The sequence below is a fragment of the Bergeyella cardium genome (genome assembly GCF_003614945.1).
Taxonomy (GTDB): Bacteria; Bacteroidota; Bacteroidia; order Flavobacteriales; family Weeksellaceae; genus Bergeyella_A; species Bergeyella_A cardium.
The window spans coordinates 205292-224286 of the sequence record NZ_QYCZ01000001.1; the positions used below are offsets into that span (position 1 = coordinate 205292).

Here is an 18995-nt window from a genome sequence, read left to right on the forward strand (position 1 = left end):
CAATATGGGCAAGATTAAAAATATAAATTATTACGCTGTTTCAGCTTGTTTTATTATTAATTTCGCAAAAAATTGATGAAAAACTTGATGATTTGAGCGGTTGAAAACACGCATTTTTTTAGCCAAAAGCTAAAAGCTATTAGCCAGAAGCCCATTAAAAACCTCTTTTGCAAAATCTTCTAAGCTCGGGTCTCTGGCACCCATTAGGAGGAGGATGTCGCCACTGTGTAGGTGCTGGGAAAGGTAAGGGATAATCTCTGCTCTGTGCTCTATAAAGCATGCTTTTTTTCCTTTTTCTTTAATGCCTAAGATGAGGTCATTGGCAGAAATATCTTTTACGGCAGTGCCGCCAGCGTAGAATATTTCACTCATCAGGATTTCATCTTGTGGGCGGAGGGCTGCGGATATTTCATCTATAAAATCCTGTTTTAGGAATCGGGTAGGTTTGTAGCCGTGTGGCTGAAACCAAGTGATAAGCCTGCCCTCACCAGCAACGAGCTGGCAAGCCTTAATGCTGGAAGCGCATTTTGCAGGATTATGGGCATAGTCATCAATTACCCAAACGCCATTCTTCTGCCCCAGAATCTGATGTCTGCGGTAGATACCCTCGTACTGGGCAAGGCTTTGGGCACAGACCTCCAAACTCACACCTACGCTGTGGGCAACGGCTATGGCTGCAGCAGCATTTTCCGCCGAGTGCCTACCGATAGCATTCATTTCAAAGACTTGGTTTTGGATTCTAAAGCTGAGATGAAAACCCTCTTGATGAAAATCGGTGATGCAATAGCCCGCTTCTGGAGTTTCAAAACCGAAATCAGAGGATTTATCCGAAGACAAGTCCTTAGCTAATAAATTGGACTGATTTACAATAAAACGATGATGGGTATTCCCTTTAAAAATCGTGAAAAGCTGGATGAGCTCATCAATCTCTTGGTGGTCTTTATCAATATTCAGGAGGAGCCCAATCTCTGGTTTGTACTGCACTACGGAGCCATCGCTTTCATCGGCTTCTATAATGAGCCATTCGCCTTTTCCTACGGCAGCATTGCCTATTTTTCCTTGCTTGATAAGACTCGTAAGCCCTGCACCAGAGATAATACTCGGTGATAAACCTGCATCGTTCAAAATCTGATAGAGCATAGCAGAAGTGGTACTCTTACCCGAAGTGCCTGCTACGGCAATCGTTTTCTTGCTTTGTGCAATGATAGCGAGGAGCTCACTCCGCTTGATAATAGGAATGCTGAGTGCTTTTGCTTTCTGAACTTCAAAGACGGTATCTTCTATCGCGGTGGAAACTACGACTAAGTCCGTATCCTCGGAGATGCCACTGCCATCTTGCAGGAAGCACTGGATACCTTCGGCTTCCAGTAGGTTTTTGGTAGGATTAAACTCATCGGGGTGGAAATATCGGTCACTCCCCGAAACATCCTTACCAATACCTTTTAGGTACTGGGCTATGGCGCTCATACCGACACCTGCAATCCCAATAAAAAACACATTCTGGAAGTTGGAAATATCCTTTATCATCTCGATTTATTCGTTCTAAGGTTATATAAATTTATCTTCTACAAGATACCAAAGTCTTTGTGCTATTTCATCTACTTTATCCCAGTTTTTTTCGTAGTACATATCGCTGAGAAACTCTTTTGCACTGTCTATATCGTCAAAGGAATTGAGTTTTTTTACCACTTCATTCAGCTCTACTTGGCTACCATCGAAGAGGTGTTTAGAAAAGGCAATCCTGTCATTTAGGTCTAAGGCAAATTCTCTCCTTGCTTTTTTATTTTGATGCTGTTCTGCTTTTTGCTCGGTGATTTCTTCTAATGTCTCTTCATTAAAGAGAGGCTCAATATGGCTTAGGGGTTTTATTTTCGCGAGTTTTATTTTCTTCTCGGTAGGATACTCGCTTTCATTTTCCTCTATGTTTTCTTCAGTCGACTCTTCTATATTTTCTATTGCTTCCTCTATTTCTTTTTGGAGCGTCTCTTCATTTTTGTGTTGAGGCTCTGAGGTCTCTTCTGCTGTATGAGCTATAGGCTTTTCATCCTCCAGCTGAGGGGTTACTTCCTCTATTTCTTGGGGAGTTTCTGTCTCAATTAATACTTCTTCCTCTACATTCTGAGTTTCTTCAGGGTTGAGGAATTGAATATCGATAGAGGGTGTCTCTTCAATGCTGATTTCGTTGAGTTCATTATTAAAAATAACCTCTTCTTCCAGTTCGGGTTTGTTGTCTGGTTCTTCGGGGTATTCTTCAGGGGAAGGGAGGTGGGTGTTTAGGATTTCATTGCTTTCTACATTGGGAGTGAGGTCGGCTTCATTCTTCTCAATGAATTTTAATACGGTGATTCTATTGGTGAGTTCCAGAAATAAATCGTGCTTTATCAGGAGCTCTTCTTTTGTTGAAATTTTGGAGATACTGTCTAATATATTCTTACATTCGAAGAAGAGTTTGTCCTGTAAATCCTGTATCTTTTGCATATAAAATTGAAAATTAAATTTAGTATTTTTGAGGCTCAAAAATCACGGCTAAAATAAAAAATGTTTTTAGAAAATACAATTAATCATGCCAAACAAAGTGGGTGGATGGAAGTCATCTGTGGGTCTATGTTTTCTGGGAAAACGGAGGAGCTCATCCGTAGGCTCCGCAGGGCAGAAATGGCAGGGCAAAGCGTGGAAATCTTTAAACCCAAAATAGACACCCGATATTCTGAGGAAGATGTGGTTTCTCATAACCAAAACAAAATCCGAAGTACTGCGGTAGAAAGCCCAAGTGAAATCCTCCTGCTGGGCTCTGGCTGTGATGTAATCGCCATAGATGAAGCTCAGTTTTTTGATGACAGTATCGTAGAAATTGCCAATCAGCTTGCCAATAATGGCGTGCGTGTCGTGATTGCAGGACTGGATATGGACTTCCTCGGTAGGCCCTTTGGACCTATGCCCGCACTGATGGCCACTGCTGAATATGTGACCAAAGTACACGCCATCTGTAAGCGAACGGGCAACCTTGCCAACTACTCTATGCGTACCAGCCAAAGCAAAGATTTGGTAGAGCTGGGCGAGACCGAAAGCTACGAAGCCGTAAGCCGTAGGGTTTTTGTAGATGAGGTATTAAACCGTAAATTTTAAGCTATTAAAGCAAAAATCTCCCCTTATTTTCTAATAATATCAGGATTTTCTTCAAAATGGAGAACATTTTCTGGGAAGTCGGCAAGGGTGAGCGATTTTATCTGCTGGAAAGCCCCTGCATTGGGGTCTAATTGTACGCCCTCTTCATCGGTCTGTTTTATGGAAACCACCTTTGCATAGAGGAAATCGCCTTTGGCATTCAGCTTAATATCCAATAGCGGTGCAATACCATTAACTCCTTTCAGATTAAATCTTCCATAGGTATTGAAGTTCCCAAGACTGTATGCGATAAATTTATTTTTATACAGCTCTACGGCGCGGGTTATATGTGGACCGTGCCCAAGCACGATATCAGCCCCTGCATCAATGACTGAGTGGGCAAATTCATAGACATTGCCTCGGTTTTCTCCGAAGAAAATCTCATTTCTACGGGGCACACGGGTATGCGTAGCGCCTTCGGCACCCCCGTGGAAGGATACGATGACGATGTCGGACTTAGATTTCAGCTCTCGGACGATTTGCTGAGCTTCCTTGATGTTTAAAATAGATACCATATTTCGGTTCGGAGCAAAGGCACAGAAGCCGTACTTTACGCCGTCTTTCTCAAAGGTGATGTAGGGCTTCTCAATCTGTCCTGCGTAGAGTATTCCGTTTTCGTCTAACACCTCTGCGGTTCGTTTTCTGCCTGCTTCTCCGAAATCTCCGGCGTGGTTATTAGCAATACTCATCAGCATAAAACCTGCATCTTTTATAATCTTGCCGTAGCGCTCAGGCATTTGGAAAGCATAGCAGTTGGACGAGTTTTTCCCACACTTTTGGGTATAGCCATTGTCTATAAGCGTGCCTTCCAAATTTCCGAAGACGATGTCTCCTTTTAAATAGTCTTTTACAGCATTAAAACTCCCTACGGCATCATCTTTCGGCAGGTAGCTGATGGAGGGATATTTACTCCCAATCATTATATCCCCTACAGCAACGATGCTTATCGTGTCTTTGAGAGGAGTTTGAGGAGAATCTGCCACCGCTTTCTCGGTTTGAGAAGCATTATGAGTAGAAGCAGAGCTTTCTTCCTTTTTGGATTGGCAGAAAACGAGCATTGATGCAGCTAAAAAAGTCAATAGTTTATTCATCTTTATAATTTTTAGTTAATATTATCTGGCATTTTTATCTCCTTTAATCATCAGGATAAGGGTTTTTAGAATGATGATAAGGTCTAAGCTGAAACTCCAATTTTTTACATAGAAAGAATCGGCAATTACCCTTTTTCTCATCTGAATATTTCGGTCTCCTTTATCGCCTCGGAGCCCATTTACCTGTGCGAGCCCCGTAATTCCTGGTTTTACCAAACTACGAATTGAGTATCTTCCGATTTTGGGTTTAAATTCCTCATCTACGGCGAGCATATGTGGGCGAGGACCTACAACGGACATCTCCCCAAGCAGTACATTGATGAACTGAGGGAGCTCATCAAGGCTGGTTTTCCTGAGAAATCTACCGATAGGCGTTATTCTGCTGTCGTTCTCCTCCGTTATCTTAGAAGTGGAGCTTTCATCCTCTTTCATCGTTCGGAATTTATAGCAATTAAATACCTCCTCTCGGTAACCATATCTTTTTTGTTTGAAGATGATATTCCCCTTACCGCTGAGCCTGATCAGCAGAGCGATGATGGGAAAGAGCCACGAGCATACTCCTATTAGGATAATGAGGGAGAAGAGGATATCAAATGTGCGTTTAATGGTATAATTGGCAAAATAATTTAATGGAAATTTTGCTGGGTATAATACGGGGAGAGACTCTATATATCTCAGTTCGTAGGTGAAAAATCGGGTTTGGATAATGTTGGGCAGGAGGATGATTTCCACTTTATCTTTTTCTGCTTCTATGAAAATTTGTTTTTCCAGTTCGGTGGGCAGTGCTTTCTGAGACGGTATATAGATACTGTGGATGCCGTGTGTTTTCCAGAAGTTTTTTAAGTCTTGAATCTTTATTTCTCCCTTTGGGAAGTTGAAAATTCGATAGCCGTAGTCCTTCCTTTTAATAAAAATTTCTCTTAAAATTTCGGTAGTGGGTGTCTCTATGATAAACATTACATTCCTATGGTTGATACCTTTGGAGCGAATATATTTCAGGAAGAGAAAAATGCCCGATTTCTGTACAAAAAAGATAAGCAGCAAGCTCAGACAGAGGTAGAGCCTCTCGCTTTTGAAGATACTGCTGTCGGATATATTGGTAAGGAGTACTACCCCTCCAGAGAAGAACAAAATATGTATAGCGAGCCTTTCCAAATAGTTGGTATAGGTAAGGCTTCGGGAGATGGAGTAGAGCTTGGTACGCCCACTGATGAGAAACCAGAAAATAAGTAGCAAACATACAGTAGTAATATTCTTTTCGGTGAAGATATCACTGATGCTAATACCTCTCTTCCACCAATAAAAAAACAGGAATGTGCAGGCGATAATAACAGCATCTATTCCTATGATAATAACCTTTGTATATTTAGAGTACCGCAGCCTTTGCATTCCTTTTTCTCAATTTGTATTCACGAAAATACTACTTTTTTATAAATTAAGTCTTCAGAAAGCCCTTCACAAATCTATTTCTTACCTTTGCGACCATAGTTTTTTTAACAGTATCTAATGCTTCATTATAATATTTCAGGAAGAGGGAAGGAGGTTTTGGTGCTCCTGCACGGTTTTATGGAGAACAGCAGTATCTGGGCAGATATGGAAGGCTTTCTCTCTAAAGATTTCAAATTGATAAAGGTAGATTTGCCTGGGCACGGGCTTTCGGAGGTAAAGTCCTCTCCACAAACAATGGAAATGATGGCCGATGAGGTAAAAGCTACACTCGATTCCCTTAATCTTAGAGCGGTTCATCTCCTTGGGCATTCTATGGGGGGCTATGTTTCTCTTGCTTTTGCAGAGAAATATCCGGAAATGCTGCGTTCGCTTACGCTTTTCTTCTCCACAGCATTGGAAGATGATGAGGAGAAGAAAAAAATCCGTACCCGAAGCATTGAAATCATAGACAAATATTTCTCAATGTTCGTCAATAACAGTATTCCCAACCTCTTTAACCCTAATGAGAAGGATAGGCTGGAAACAAAAATCAACCTTGCGAGGGAAATTGCACACTCAACAGATGTAGAGGGTGTAAAAGTTGCTCAGCTCGGTATGGTAGAACGCCCCAACCGTCTTTCTGTGCTTAAAGATTTAGAGGCAAAGGTGCTCATCATCACTGGGAGGTATGATGGTGCAGTGAAGAATGAATTATTCATCTCCTCACTTCCAGAGCGAAGCAATATTAAGGTCTATACCCTCGATTGCGGGCATTGTGGGCATTGGGAAAAGCCCGAAGTATGCTCGGCAATTATCAATCAAGAACTTTTAAACCCCTAACTCCCATTAATCATCATTTTAACTATCATTACTATGAGCTATTTTGAAGAATTGCATTCGGAGATGGACAGGTATTTGGAATCTCACGCATCCCAAGAGCCTGCTATCCTTAGGCGATTGAGGAGGGAGACTTATCAGAAGACTACTCAGCCTCATATGATTTCGGGTTATCAGCAGGGGAGGCTACTTTCCATTATCTCTCAACTCATCCAGCCTAAAAACATCCTTGAAATCGGCACTTTTACAGGCTATGCTACCCTTTGCCTCGCCGAAGGGCTTGCGAAAGACGGTACACTTACGACGATTGATACTAATGAAGACCTCGCGTACCTTCCTAAGAAATATTTTGAGGAAAGTGCTTATGCTCATCAGATTAATTTTCTGCTTCAAGATGCAAAAGACCATCTAAAAAACACTTCAGAGCGATATGATTTGGTCTTTATTGATGCTGATAAGGAGAATTATCCAGATTATTTCCGATTGATTAAGCCAAAATTGGAAGCTGGGGCAGTTCTGATGTTTGATAATGTACTTTGGTATGGTAAAGTTCTTGAGGAAAACCCAACACAGAGAGCTACGCAAAGCATCAAGGCATTGAATGACTTAGCGGCTCAAGACCCGGACTTTGAAAATCTAATCCTACCTTTGCGCGACGGTCTTAACCTGATGCGAAGGAAATAAACACTACCCTCATTTATGGAAAAAATAAGTTGCAAACTTCCTCTAATCTGCATTCGTAGGCATCCTAATGAAACATCTGAGCTTATTTCGCAGATGCTTTATGGAGAAAGCTGTACGGTTTTAGAAACAGAGAAAGATTATGCTAGAATCTCGATGGATTTTGATGCTACAGAAGGCTGGGTAGTTTCTTCCTCACTTAAAAAGGAGGGAAATAGCGTTCGTAGTGTTATACAAACTCCCTTTTCTTTTGTGCAGACGAAGGAGGGGCGGTATCTGCTCTCGATGGGTGCAGAAATTGGTGCGGGAAGCCCTGTGCCGCCTCTGCCTGCCACACCAGAAAGCGTAGTAGAGACAGCGAAGAGCTTCCTTAATGCTCCTTACCTCTATGGTGGGCGGAGTTTTTTTGGGATTGATGCCCCTGCGCTTGCTCAATTGGTATATAAAATACACGGAATTGCCCTTCCGAGGTTTGCAGAGGGGCAGTCAGAGTGTGGAGAGGCTCTCAATTTCCTTGAAGAATGTGTTGGCGGCGAAGTAGCCTTCTTTGAAAACGAGAATGGCGATATTATCCACGCGGGAATAATGCTTGGAGGGCAGAAAATCATTCATTCTTTTGGGAAAGTTCGGATTGATGATATTGATACGATAGGTATTTTTAATGGCGAGCTGAATAAACACACGCACAGGCTTAGATTTATCAAATCAATTCTATTGTAGAGGAGCTTTGGGGGTGAGATGGGAGGTGATTTGGGACAAAAAAACCTGCTTTAGGGATTTCTAAGGCAGGTTTTTTCAATATTTAAAATAACTGTAAGTCTATTTTGCTTGCTCGGGCTGTTGCGAAGGGGCTTTTTCGGTTGGGAGAGGGGAGATTTCAGCTGGCGGAGCTTGTGAAGGGGCTTTTATGCCAGTGAGTTTCTCTAATTGGTTAGTGAAATTCTCATCTATGCCGAAGTAAGGCCTTCCTGAGAGCTTACCATCTTTATCTATCAGGATAATGCTCGGTATTTTGAAGGCGTAGAGACCGAATTTTTTAGCTTCGGGGGAGTTTATGCCGTCTTTAATGTAGAAATGTGCGCCTGAGAGCCCTTTCAGGAGGGAGGAGCTGGTCTTTTTGAACTGGTCTTGGGTATCATCGAGGTTGATGTAGGCGAAATTGAGCTTGGATTTGTAGGTATCGTCGAGCTCTTTGAGCTGCGGAACGAGGGTGAAGGCTATATTTGGGTTGTAGGAGGCATAAAATACGACGAGGGTAGGCTTTCCTTTGAGGTCTTTGAGGTTTGTATTGCTACCGTCTTCGTTTTGAAGGGCGAGGTCTGGCGCTGTGCCTTCTTTGAAGCCCATCAGTACCTTTTGGAGCTCTTTCAGATTGTCTTTTATGGTATTATCTTTTATGTTTTCGTCTATCAGCTTGGTGATTTTGTCGTATTTTTTGATGTTTTCGTAGTTAATATCATTGGCGATGATGAACGAGAAGAGGTAATCTTTGACCGTTTGGGAGAATTCTTTTTTCTCTTTCATAAAATCGGTGAAAAGCTCGGAGGTGAGGGGTGTTTGTTGGCTGCTGAGCATTTTCGGTTGGGCGAATTTTTGGAAATCATTATTGAGGGTGCCGAGCAGGAACTGGCGATAGGCAGGAATTTCTTTGACCATCTTTTCCTCATCGTTTATGAGGGCTTTTTTTAGCTCGGTGAACTTTGCCGAAGGCTTGTAGCTTTTGTTTTTTGTGGTGAGGGCGTGAGATTTTTCGTATAAATCGATTAGCCCGATGAGTTTGGCGTTGGTATCCATCTTTTTGTAGGTGATAACCTCGCTGTCGGCCTTGTATTTTGCGCCGAAATCATCGATTTGCTTGGTGAGATCGGTTAGAATTTTATTGAAATCCTTAATAAATTTGGGTTCATCGGTTTCTATGAGCTTCTGGACATCAATTTTATTGGCGTAATTCTGGAAACTTTCATCGGATTTCTTAAGAAAATCATTGTTGGCCTTTGTTTCGCCCTTGATTTGGTTTGTTTCTGGGAAGGATGAGGCGTCTCCAGAGAGCTCGAGGCTTTGTCCTTTCTTCAGATAGAGCATTGTGGCTTTACCGGCGTATGCAAAGAGGTACATTCCGTTCTTCGGGGCGTCAAAAGAGGCGTTGAAGTGTCCCTTTTCATCTACGGGGATGTTGATGAGGGGTAAAGTGGCTACGCCAGAGGCTTCGATGACCTCAATTCTGTCTAATGGGTTAGCATTCTTTATATTTCCTTTTACTTCTATTTTTTTATTACAAGAAATGAGTAGGAAAAAGGCTACAATTAATGATAAATAGGATTTCATTGTATATAAATTTAGATTTTTTGGTTTAATGAGGGCAAAAATAAGTAATTTTTGTACTTTTGGGAAACATTTTTTTGATATGTATAAGCGTTTTATAAGACCTTTTCTCTTTAAATTAGACCCAGAGAGGGCTCACAATCTCACATTTTCATTACTTAAAGTTTTTGGCAAGTGCCCGTTTATGTTTAGGGCATTTCTTCGTCCGATTTTTGATAAAAAACTTGAGCGCGAGGTATTCGGGCTGAAGTTTAGGAACCCTATTGGTCTGGCGGCCGGTCTTGATAAGGATGCGAAGCTGTATAAAGAGCTGTGGGCGCTTGGTTTTGGCTTTATCGAGATAGGAACAGTAACGCCAAAGGCACAACCAGGGAATGAGAAGAAGCGTTTGTTTAGGTTGATTGAGGATTCTGGGATTGTAAACCGTATGGGATTTAATAATGAGGGGGTTCGGGCGACTGTAAAGCGGCTAAAAAAGAACACAAATGTGCTGATTGGCGGGAATATCGGGAAGAATAAACTGACACTGAATGAAAATGCTGTGGAGGATTATAAAATTTGTTTTGAAGCGCTGTTTCCGTATGTGGATTACTTTGTTGTAAATGTGAGCTCGCCCAACACGCCGAATCTGAGGGCTCTCCAAGACAAGGAACCGCTAAAATACTTGCTGACAACGCTACAAAAATTGAATGAAGCTATGCCTAAAGCTAAGCCAATCCTCCTAAAAATAGCTCCAGACCTGAGCGATGAGCAACTTTTGGATATTATTGAAATTGTGAAGGATACTCAAATAGCGGGGGTGATTGCTACGAATACGACGCTGTCCCGCGAAGGGCTACAATCGCCCAACCGAGTGGAGGCAGGAGGCTTATCTGGCAAGCCATTGGCTGCCAGATCAACGGAAGTGATTCGTTTTATGCATCAGAAGAGTGGCGGAGCGTTTCCGATTATCGGTGTAGGAGGGATACATTCTGCTCAAGATGCGATAGAGAAGTTTGAGGCAGGGGCATCGCTTATCCAACTTTATACGGGGTTTATTTATGAAGGCGCAGGGCTTATAAAGGAGATTAACAAGGCGCTTTTAAGAGAGCAGGTGTAATTATTAAGAAAACAAGGGTATTATTAATCCGAACCGATGATGTATTGGTTTGGATTTTTTTTTGTTTATGGATGGCAAGTGGGTGTTGGAATGGCGCAAGTGGGTGTCGGGATTGTGCGGATGTTTGTCGGAATGATACAGACGCTTGTCGGAATAGTGCAAATGGTTGTCGGAGCAATGCTGGGGTTTGTCGGGATAGCGCAATAGGTTGTCGGAATGATGCAGATGCTTGTCGGAAAGATGCAGACGCTATCCCTTTTAATACAATCGTATGTTTTTTGATTGCAATAAGGTGTAAATAGAATGCTTGTTGTTGTTTTAATAATGAAATAGGGTTTTATTTATGATTTATTGATTTTTTTGCTCAATCAAATTTTAACATTTGGAAGGGGTGGAGTGGTTTTTGGTATAAAGGGGATTGAATTGTATTTGCAGGAAAGAAAAACCCTCCTGAAATAAGGAGGGCAAGCGAATAAAATATATGCTAAAAAATTAATCTTTCTTTTTTGTGGATTTCTTTGCGGTTTTTTTAGTTTCCTTAAAGGCGGTTTTATCCTCCGCTTGTATCCATTTTTTCACCTCATCAAAGGAAATGGTGGAAAGTTCTTCCGCAGTGTATTTCTCGCCATTGGACTTTTTAGGAATCTTGATGTTTGCCTTTTTATATCTGATGAAAGCACCCCAACGACCGTTTTCTATGGAGACCTTTTCGCTTTCCCATTGCTGAATGTATCGGTTGGCTTCTTTCTCGAGTTTGGCTTCTATCAGCTCATTGATGTCGGAAGGAGAAAGGTTGTCGAAATCGTACTTCTTAGGGACATTGATGAAGAGCGACTGGTACTTGATGAACGCCCCAAATCTGCCCACACCCTTAGTAACGGGTTCGCCTTTATACAGGGCGATTGGAGCATTTGCCTTTTGTTTTTCGCGGATGATTTCTTCGGCTCTTTCTTGATTCACAGAGAAAGGATCTTCGCCCTTTGGAAGGGATATGAAGGACTCGCCAAACTTTACATAAGGACCAAAGCGCCCTACGCCTACCGAGACGGATTTACCTTCATAATCTTGAAGGTTAAACGGTATCTTGAAGAGCTCGAGAGCCTCCTCTAAGCTGATCGTAGCGATATTTTGGTTGTGGAGAAGCGACGCATAAGTAGGTTTCTCTGTATCACTGCTCTCGCCGATTTGAATCATTGCTCCGAAGCGACCGATTCGGGCATAAACATTCTTACCCGTCTTGGGATCTTTACCCAGAAGGCGCTCGCCATTGGCACGGTCGGCATTTTCTTCTACATCTTCTATCTTTGGATGAAACTGGGTGTAGAAATGGGTCATCATTTCTTTCCATTCTTCATTTCCTTCGGCAATTTTGTCGAAATCGGCTTCAACTTTTGCGGTAAAGCCATAGTCTAAAATCTCCCCAAAGTTGTTGATAAGAAACTCATTGACCACTTCGCCAATATCTGTTGGTACGAATTTGTTTTTATCTCCTCCGAATTTTTCAGTGAGGATTTCTTTTTTAACAGAGGTTTTTCCCAGCGTCATTTTCAGGATTTCCCTTTCTTGCGGGAGGATTTCTCTTTTATCTACATAGTCTCTGTTTTGGATGGTTTGTATCGTAGGAGCGTAGGTAGATGGGCGGCCGATGCCGAGCTCTTCGAGTTTTCTTACAAGGGCAGCTTCGGTATAGCGAGGCGCAGGTTTTGTGAATCTTTCTACGGCTATTATTTTTTTATATGAGAGTTTTTCGCCGATCTCTACTTTTGGCAGGCTACGCTCATTGTTTTCATCGTCTTCATTTCTGGTTGTTTCATATACCTTTAAGAAACCATCGAAGATGATGACCTCTCCTTGTGCTTCAAAGTGGGTCGGGAGGCTAGAATTGCCGATTTCAATAATGGTTTTTTCGATTTTGGCATTTGCCATCTGGGAAGCAAGCGTTCTCTTATAAATTAGCTGATATAATTTATTGAGCTGAGCATCTCCAATGGTTTTTACTGAGAAATCGGTTGGACGAATTGCTTCGTGCGCCTCCTGTGCGGAAGAGGATTTTGTGGTATAATTTCTCGGTTTGGAATATTCCTCTCCGAACTCGTGTATGATATGGCTTTTCGCTGAATTAATCGCCTCTTGAGAGAGGTTTACAGAGTCGGTTCTCATATAAGTGATGTAACCTTCTTCGTATAGCCTTTGAGCAACTCTCATTGTGGTGGTTACACCATAGCCTAACTTATTTGATGCCTCTTGCTGAAGCGTAGAAGTGGTAAATGGTGCAGATGCAGAGCGAGTGCCAGGTTTTACTTCTACATTTAAAACGCTGAAGTCTGTGTTTTTTGCCTGTTCTAAGAATTTCTCGGCTTCGGCTTCTTCGGTGAAATCTCTTTTCAGCTTGGTAGGAATCTCCTGCTGAGCAGAATTTTGGAACATACCCTCTACCTTATAGCTGGAAGTAGGTTTGAAATCTCGGATTTCTTGTTCTCTTTCTACGATAAGCCTTACTGCTACCGACTGTACCCTGCCTGCGGAGAGCCCTGTCTTTACTTTTTTCCACAGGATAGGAGACATCTCAAAGCCCACGATTCTGTCTAAAACTCTCCTTGCCTGCTGTGCATTTACCAGGTTTTTGTCTATCTTCCTCGGGTTTTCTACCGCTTTTAGTATGGCGTTTTTTGTAATCTCGTGGAAAACGATTCGTTTTGTATTCTCGTCTTTAAGGTTTAGTTCCTGAGCGAGGTGCCAAGCGATAGCCTCCCCTTCGCGATCTTCATCGGAAGCCAGCCATACAGTGTCGGCTTTTTTCACGGCTTCTTTTAGCTCGCTTACAAGTTTCTTTTTATCGGAGGAAACTTGGTAGTCAGGTGTAAAAGTCTGCAAATCTATCCCCATTCCCTTTTTGGGTAAATCGCGTATATGCCCGAAACTGGATTTTACCTCGAAATCTTTTCCCAAATACTTCTGAATGGTTTTAGCCTTTGCTGGAGACTCTACAATAACTAAGTTTTTAGACATTGAATTCAATTTTGTGCAAAAGTATAATTATTTCTAATATAAGAAAGACTAATGCCACAATATCTTATTTTTGTAAAATGATATTGAGTATTCAGCAGAAGTTTGAGCAGATGGACAGCTTTTCCACTCGAGGAGAGCCGTTCTTTTTTATGGTAGATTTCCTTCTGGAGAATTTGGAAATCTATACTGTGGAAGACTTACAGAAGTCTGATATCCTCATAGAATTTCAGGGATTTAAAAACTTTAAACCAAAGGAATTTCAAGCCAATATAGAATGGAAAACCTTTCCAGAAGTAAAAGAAATCTATAAAAAGGGATTTGATATTGTTCAGAAAAACCTAAGGCTTGGAAATTCATATCTTATCAACTATACACAGCGGAGTCTTGTGGAAACCAATAGGAGTTTGGAGGAGATTTTCTACCTCTCCAAGGCACAGTATAAGGTTTGTGTCCCTAGTCGCTTTGTATTCTTCTCGCCTGAAACTTTTATTAAAATTACAGATGGAAAAATCTCTACTTATCCGATGAAAGGGACGATTGATGCTTCAATCCCTGAGGCAGAGGAACAACTTAGAAATGATGAAAAGGAAAAAGCAGAGCACTATACCGTAGTAGATTTACTTAGAAATGACCTTAGTATGGTTGCTGATCATGTGAGAGTGGAAGATTTTCAGCGTATAGATTTCATCAGGACAAGACAGAAAAATCTCTTTGCAATGAGCTCTGAAATCTCGGGAGAGCTAAAACCTCGCTTTCAAAATAAAGTGGGAAGCATTATTAATACGCTATTGCCTGCGGGCTCTATCTTAGGTGCTCCCAAACCTAAAACCCTTGAAGTTACTTTACAGGCAGAAAAGAATCCTCGAGGTTGGTATACGGGGGTCTGTGGCTGGTTTGATGGTAAAAACCTCGACAGCTGTGTGATGATACGAATGATACAGAAAGAAGGAGATAAGCTCTACTTCCATAGTGGTGGAGGCATTACCCATAAAAGTCGTTTGGATGATGAATATGAGGAAATGAAAAATAAAATCTATGTACCTATTTATTGAGAGTATTAAGATAGAGCACTTCCGCCCTTGTCTTTTGGATTACCATCAAAAGAGGGTAAATGAAACTTTTCATCATTGGAAAGGCAAGGGGAGGATTCCCAATTTAATGGAGATTGCTTCTTCAATAAAAATTCCCAGCAGGGAGGTATATAAGCTCCGAATCCTATATAATTTAGATGGAAATTTCAAAACAGAAATTATTAAGTATTCTTACCCTGAAATTAAAACTTTTGAGCTTGTGGAGGCATCTGAGCTGGATTATCGTTTTAAATATGCCAATAGAGCAGCTATTACCCAACTGAAAAAGGAATCCTCTGCCGATGAAATTATCATTACCCAAAATGGTAAGATTACAGATACTTCATTTTCCAATCTTATATTTTTTAATCCTGATAAAGGTTGGGCTACACCTAAAACATATCTCCTCAATGGAGTACAGAGGCGGTTTCTCCTGCAGCAAAAGCTCATCTATGAAGCTGATATTACCGTAGAAAATTTTAAAGATTACTCTGCTTTTAAACTTATTAATGCCCTTCTACCCATCAGTATGGGAGAAACTCACAGTACGAGCACAGTAGGCTTTAGGTAGTAAGCCTCAGATGATGTACGATTGGATTAAGGTTATAGCTAACCACTCCCCGCTCTGTGGCTTAGAATTGGTAGGCGATACTCCAAGAGAAGCCCATATTGAAGTTGGAGGAGGCTCTTCCGAAGCCTGAGATTATCATTGGCTTTATGCCTTCCTGTTTTGTAGAGTAAAGGAGGTATCGAGGTTGTACTTGTACATCTATCAGAAATCTGGAATTGAAAAGCTGTACTCTGCCTCCTGCCACAGCTTCCAGCCAGTAGGAAGACTGACTACTTTGTGGGTAGGTGACGAAGGAATCACCACTGTTTAGCCCTTGTATAGGGATTTTTCTGTATTCCTGTTGGTAGAATGATGCAGAGGCTTTTCCACCGATATAGAAGCCATTGAATGGATTTTCGTAATCTTTAATCAGCATATACTGGGCACCTGCTTTTATGAAAAAACCGTTGGTAGAGGCATCATAGCCATTCTTTTCGTAGGTATTTTGAGCATATCCGAGGTCAGCAACTATATCGGTATGTTTTTTTAGCTGGGTAGAGATATAACCTTGGTATAATTTATTATCTGAGAAAACAGATATGCTGGCATTCATCACATCAAAGCCGAGGATAAAAGCTCTTTTACTGGCTGATGAATCGGGCTTGATACTCTGCGCAAGGAGGCAGTTAGTCATTAGCATCAAAAATAAAGTGATAATGGGTAAGGTTCTCATCGTTGATTTCTGTTTGCTGATTTTGTATTGATTTTATAAGGTTTCCGCTCTCTATTTTACCGCTGAGGTTATTATAGAGGAGTTTCATGCCACAGGCTGGTGATACATATTGGGTACTTGTGCCATAATAAAATTGGAGTACGCTCCCTATGGTATCCTTATCTGTACGAACCCTTATTAGGGTGCTCTCACTTCTGTCTACACGGAGGGGGATGAGGACAGAATCTACATTACTCGTATTGATAACATTTTTGAGCCCGTTTCCATAATCTACATCTACGAAGATTTTAGGGATTTTATAGGCGTTATTCTCTGTGTTGAGGAATTTTATTTTCATTCTGGGGGTGCCTTCTCCACTGAGGCAGATATCATCGTCGCTTCCGCAGGAAGCGAGAATCAACCCGAAGATTATACCGAATACATACTTTTTCATAGGACAAAAATACACATTAGTGTGGATTAAAATAATTGCTTGCCATACTATGGCTGAGGCATTTATTTTTTTGCAGAAGATTACTTACTTTTGCACTCCTTAAATTAAAAGATAATGAAAAAACTTGCCTTTATACTATTAGCTCTTCAATGGGGTATCGGTTTTTCGCAAGCAAAGAAAACAAAAAAGGTAGAAATACTAAAAATTACTAAAAAAGATAGCATTGATAAAAAAGATGCACTATCTACTTATTCCGACCTGCTGAAAGGGGCTCAAACTAAGAAAGGGCTCTTCACCATTCATAAGGTAAAGGAGAAAATCTATTTTGAAATTCCTAATGAAGTTTTGAGTAAGGACTTGCTCCTTGTGAATAAAATCTCGTCTGTACCTGCACAAATTAATAATGCAGGAGTAAATAAGGGAATTAATTATGAAAATAAGCTCATTAGGCTTTATAAAGACACTAAGAATAAAAAGATTTGGGCAAAGACTTTTGACCCAGAAATCAGCGTAAATGAAAAGGATAATATTGCTAAATCTGTAAGAGATAATTACAGCGAATCTATTATAGAAGGCTTTGAGATAAAGGCTTTTGGGAAAGATTCTACAGTAGTGATTCAGGTGAATGATGTCTTTAATGGCACTTCCAAAAGTTTTAATAACCTTTTTGATAATATAGGAATGGGGGGCTCCGTGCGTACCAAAGATTCTTTTATCAGTGAGGTGAAGAGCTTTCCACAGAATATTATTATTAAAGCCAACCTTACTACTCAGGTAAGTGAGGGAAAGACTACCGCTGAGAAGGCAGACCTCACTGTGGGGACTACTACAAATATTGTCTTACTTCCAGAGCCTATGGTTGCCCGCTTTTCAGATGACCGAATTGGGTATTTTACTACACCTAAAACTTATTTCTCAGACAAGCAGCAAAAGGTAGAGAAGAAAGAGCTCATTACCCGATGGCGTCTTGAACCGAAAGATGAAGATATTAATAAATATCTCGCAGGTGAGCTCGTAGAGCCTAAGAAGCCTATTTTATACTATATAGACCCTGCTACTCCTAAGCAGTGGCAGCAGGCGATTATAGACGGAGTTTCGGATTGGAATGAGGCCTTTAAAGAAGCCGGGTTTAAAAATGTAATCTCTGCAAAGCTCCCAGACCCGGATGATAAAGACTTTGATGTAGATGATGTACGCTATTCCGTAATTACTTATGCCGCTTCTTCTATGGCAAATGCCCTTGGACCTTCTGTGGTAGACCCTCGTACAGGTGAAATACTGGAAGCTGATATTATCTGGTGGCACAATGTAATGACTCTACTCCAATCTTGGATGAGGGTTCAGACGGGTATTATCGATCCTCAGGTTAGGAATAACACTTTTCCAGATGCTAAAATGGCAAATGCTATTCGCTTTGTTTCCTCTCACGAGGTAGGGCATACTTTCGGCTTGAAGCACAATATGGGTGCTTCCTTTGCCTATTCCGTGGAGGCTCTTCGTTCACCTGGGTTTACAGAGAGAATGGGAGGTACTGCACCCTCTATTATGGATTATGCACGGTTTAATTATGTAGCTCAGGAGGGAGATGGTGTAAAGCAAATCACCCCTAAAATCGGTGCGTATGATAAATTTGCTATCGGCTGGGGGTATAGATGGACGGGGAAGGCCTCTCCACAAGAGGAGCTCACCATTACCCGCTCTTGGTTAGATGCACATCAGGGAGACCCTCTCTATTTCTACGGCGAGCAGCAGTCCGAAACTATAGACCCTCGCTCCCAAGCCGAAGATTTAGGAGACAATGCAATGAAAGCAGGGGCATATGGCATTATCAACCTTAAAAAGACCATCCCTCACATCATAGAATGGAGCACCAAAAAAGGCGAAGATTATGAGCAAGCAAAGGCTTTTTATAATCAAGTAATCAACCAATGGTATGTTTATAACAATCATACCCTTGCCAATATTGGGGGCATTTATCTCACTCCAAGCGTAAAGGGTGATATTTGACCAAGTAAATGACCTCCGTTTTGCTAAATATTTTGTGAAAAATGGGGCAAACTGGCAAACGACCAAGTATAATAGCAACAACAGCTTGAAATGCTCTTTCCGAGTAGGGGAAATCGTATTAATAAAAGCAGAAGCACAAGCGAAATTAGGAGATGAAGCAGCTTCAAAAGCTACACTTTTAGATTTGGCAACGAAGCGATATAATAGTACTGGGCTTTCCAACTTTACCGCAAGGATAAATGCCCTCTCGGGAGCAAATTATTATACCGAACTCCTCAATGAAAGAGCAAGAGAAACCTCTTTTGAGGGGCTTAGGTGGTTTGATTTAAGGCGTACTACCCAACCTGAGATTATCCATACATTTGATGGTAAAGAGTATAAGCTCAATTCAAAAGACCCTCGCTATACCCTGCCTTTCCCACAGGATGCGAGACTAAAAAATCCAGCGCTTTAAGTATACCAATTGCTTTGTTAGAAAACCAAAATCAGGAGTTTATACTCCTGATTTTGGTTTTCTATTTCACAATAGCTGACAGCTTCTGGCTTTTAGCTTTAGGCAGTAGGCAGTAA

Annotated in this window: 16 protein-coding genes and 1 pseudogene; 9 read left to right on the plus strand and 8 right to left on the minus strand. The window is 41.3% G+C overall.

Annotation, left to right across the window (positions count from 1 at the left end):
- Nucleotides 1-129: 129 nt before the first annotated feature.
- On the minus strand, nucleotides 130-1527 hold the full coding sequence (locus D8991_RS00990) for a UDP-N-acetylmuramate--L-alanine ligase (RefSeq protein WP_120488337.1): 1398 nt from the start codon (nucleotides 1525-1527) through the stop codon (nucleotides 130-132).
- 21 nt (nucleotides 1528-1548) lie between these two features.
- Entirely contained in the window at nucleotides 1549-2478 is a 930-nt protein-coding gene (locus D8991_RS00995; protein WP_162926717.1) for a hypothetical protein, read from the minus strand.
- 60 nt (nucleotides 2479-2538) lie between these two features.
- Between D8991_RS00995 and D8991_RS01000 the strand changes: the two genes are divergently transcribed.
- Complete coding sequence (locus D8991_RS01000) at nucleotides 2539-3126, plus strand: thymidine kinase (protein WP_120488339.1); 588 nt, start codon at nucleotides 2539-2541, stop codon at nucleotides 3124-3126.
- 23 nt (nucleotides 3127-3149) lie between these two features.
- Here the strand turns inward: D8991_RS01000 and D8991_RS01005 are convergent, their stop codons facing one another.
- Entirely contained in the window at nucleotides 3150-4223 is a 1074-nt protein-coding gene (locus tag D8991_RS01005) for a CapA family protein (RefSeq protein ID WP_394364122.1), read from the minus strand.
- 54 nt (nucleotides 4224-4277) lie between these two features.
- The gene (locus tag D8991_RS01010; RefSeq protein ID WP_120488341.1) at nucleotides 4278-5645 is read right to left on the minus strand and encodes an exopolysaccharide biosynthesis polyprenyl glycosylphosphotransferase; all 1368 of its coding nucleotides are present in this window, start codon (nucleotides 5643-5645) and stop codon (nucleotides 4278-4280) included.
- Between the two features lie 117 nt (nucleotides 5646-5762).
- Between D8991_RS01010 and D8991_RS01015 the strand changes: the two genes are divergently transcribed.
- Genes D8991_RS01015 through D8991_RS01025 form a run of 3 tightly spaced genes read left to right on the plus strand, consistent with a single transcriptional unit; the run spans nucleotide 5763 to nucleotide 7922 of the window.
- A complete protein-coding gene (locus D8991_RS01015) occupies nucleotides 5763-6524 on the plus strand; it encodes an alpha/beta fold hydrolase (protein WP_120488342.1) in 762 nt (253 codons plus the stop codon).
- A gap of 33 nt (nucleotides 6525-6557) precedes the next feature.
- Nucleotides 6558-7205 carry an O-methyltransferase gene (locus D8991_RS01020; protein WP_120488343.1) on the plus strand — a complete coding sequence of 216 codons (648 nt, stop codon included), beginning with the start codon at nucleotides 6558-6560 and terminating at the stop codon, nucleotides 7203-7205.
- Nucleotides 7206-7220: 15 nt separating this feature from the next.
- Nucleotides 7221-7922, plus strand: a complete 702-nt coding sequence (locus D8991_RS01025; protein WP_120488344.1) for a C40 family peptidase — start codon at nucleotides 7221-7223, stop codon at nucleotides 7920-7922.
- Between the two features lie 99 nt (nucleotides 7923-8021).
- On the opposite strand, the gene D8991_RS01030 is transcribed toward D8991_RS01025, so the two are convergent.
- Nucleotides 8022-9527: a TlpA family protein disulfide reductase gene (locus D8991_RS01030; RefSeq protein ID WP_120488345.1), complete on the minus strand. Its 1506-nt coding sequence runs from the start codon at nucleotides 9525-9527 to the stop codon at nucleotides 8022-8024.
- A 79-nt stretch (nucleotides 9528-9606) separates the two neighbouring features.
- Here D8991_RS01030 and D8991_RS01035 point away from each other — a divergent pair, with 79 nt between their 5' ends.
- On the plus strand, nucleotides 9607-10623 hold the full coding sequence (locus D8991_RS01035) for a quinone-dependent dihydroorotate dehydrogenase (RefSeq protein WP_120489659.1): 1017 nt from the start codon (nucleotides 9607-9609) through the stop codon (nucleotides 10621-10623).
- A gap of 492 nt (nucleotides 10624-11115) precedes the next feature.
- On the opposite strand, the gene topA is transcribed toward D8991_RS01035, so the two are convergent.
- Nucleotides 11116-13632 carry a type I DNA topoisomerase gene (topA, locus tag D8991_RS01040; RefSeq protein ID WP_120488346.1) on the minus strand — a complete coding sequence of 839 codons (2517 nt, stop codon included), beginning with the start codon at nucleotides 13630-13632 and terminating at the stop codon, nucleotides 11116-11118.
- A 77-nt stretch (nucleotides 13633-13709) separates the two neighbouring features.
- Between topA and D8991_RS01045 the strand changes: the two genes are divergently transcribed.
- Complete coding sequence (locus D8991_RS01045) at nucleotides 13710-14684, plus strand: aminodeoxychorismate synthase component I (RefSeq protein ID WP_120488347.1); 975 nt, start codon at nucleotides 13710-13712, stop codon at nucleotides 14682-14684.
- A complete protein-coding gene (locus tag D8991_RS01050) occupies nucleotides 14668-15273 on the plus strand; it encodes an aminotransferase class IV (RefSeq protein ID WP_120488348.1) in 606 nt (201 codons plus the stop codon). The genes D8991_RS01045 and D8991_RS01050 overlap by 17 nt, the downstream gene beginning before the upstream one ends.
- A 61-nt stretch (nucleotides 15274-15334) precedes the next feature.
- On the opposite strand, the gene D8991_RS01055 is transcribed toward D8991_RS01050, so the two are convergent.
- On the minus strand, nucleotides 15335-15946 hold the full coding sequence (locus D8991_RS01055; RefSeq protein WP_120488349.1) for a DUF6048 family protein: 612 nt from the start codon (nucleotides 15944-15946) through the stop codon (nucleotides 15335-15337).
- A complete protein-coding gene (locus D8991_RS01060; protein WP_120488350.1) occupies nucleotides 15939-16418 on the minus strand; it encodes a DUF6452 family protein in 480 nt (159 codons plus the stop codon). The genes D8991_RS01055 and D8991_RS01060 overlap by 8 nt, the downstream gene beginning before the upstream one ends.
- Before the next feature lie 114 nt (nucleotides 16419-16532).
- On the opposite strand from D8991_RS01060, the pseudogene D8991_RS01065 reads away from it, so the two are divergent.
- Together D8991_RS01065 and D8991_RS01070 are read left to right on the plus strand one after the other, a co-directional pair.
- Nucleotides 16533-18419: pseudogene (locus D8991_RS01065) on the plus strand (zinc-dependent metalloprotease); the annotation flags it as partial.
- A gap of 40 nt (nucleotides 18420-18459) precedes the next feature.
- Complete coding sequence (locus tag D8991_RS01070; RefSeq protein ID WP_245957211.1) at nucleotides 18460-18879, plus strand: RagB/SusD family nutrient uptake outer membrane protein; 420 nt, start codon at nucleotides 18460-18462, stop codon at nucleotides 18877-18879.
- Nucleotides 18880-18995 lie beyond the last annotated feature (116 nt).

Coding starts and splice junctions, on each gene's coding strand:
- D8991_RS00990 (WP_120488337.1), bottom strand. CDS start 1,527: ATGATAAAGGATATTTCCAACTTCCAGAATGTGTTTTTTATTGGGATT.
- D8991_RS00995 (WP_162926717.1), bottom strand. CDS start 2,478: ATGCAAAAGATACAGGATTTACAGGACAAACTCTTCTTCGAATGTAAG.
- D8991_RS01000 (WP_120488339.1), top strand. CDS start 2,539: ATGTTTTTAGAAAATACAATTAATCATGCCAAACAAAGTGGGTGGATG.
- D8991_RS01005 (WP_394364122.1), bottom strand. CDS start 4,223: ATGCTCGTTTTCTGCCAATCCAAAAAGGAAGAAAGCTCTGCTTCTACT.
- D8991_RS01010 (WP_120488341.1), bottom strand. CDS start 5,645: ATGCAAAGGCTGCGGTACTCTAAATATACAAAGGTTATTATCATAGGA.
- D8991_RS01015 (WP_120488342.1), top strand. CDS start 5,763: ATGCTTCATTATAATATTTCAGGAAGAGGGAAGGAGGTTTTGGTGCTC.
- D8991_RS01020 (WP_120488343.1), top strand. CDS start 6,558: ATGAGCTATTTTGAAGAATTGCATTCGGAGATGGACAGGTATTTGGAA.
- D8991_RS01025 (WP_120488344.1), top strand. CDS start 7,221: ATGGAAAAAATAAGTTGCAAACTTCCTCTAATCTGCATTCGTAGGCAT.
- D8991_RS01030 (WP_120488345.1), bottom strand. CDS start 9,527: ATGAAATCCTATTTATCATTAATTGTAGCCTTTTTCCTACTCATTTCT.
- D8991_RS01035 (WP_120489659.1), top strand. CDS start 9,607: ATGTATAAGCGTTTTATAAGACCTTTTCTCTTTAAATTAGACCCAGAG.
- topA (WP_120488346.1), bottom strand. CDS start 13,632: ATGTCTAAAAACTTAGTTATTGTAGAGTCTCCAGCAAAGGCTAAAACC.
- D8991_RS01045 (WP_120488347.1), top strand. CDS start 13,710: ATGATATTGAGTATTCAGCAGAAGTTTGAGCAGATGGACAGCTTTTCC.
- D8991_RS01050 (WP_120488348.1), top strand. CDS start 14,668: ATGTACCTATTTATTGAGAGTATTAAGATAGAGCACTTCCGCCCTTGT.
- D8991_RS01055 (WP_120488349.1), bottom strand. CDS start 15,946: ATGACTAACTGCCTCCTTGCGCAGAGTATCAAGCCCGATTCATCAGCC.
- D8991_RS01060 (WP_120488350.1), bottom strand. CDS start 16,418: ATGAAAAAGTATGTATTCGGTATAATCTTCGGGTTGATTCTCGCTTCC.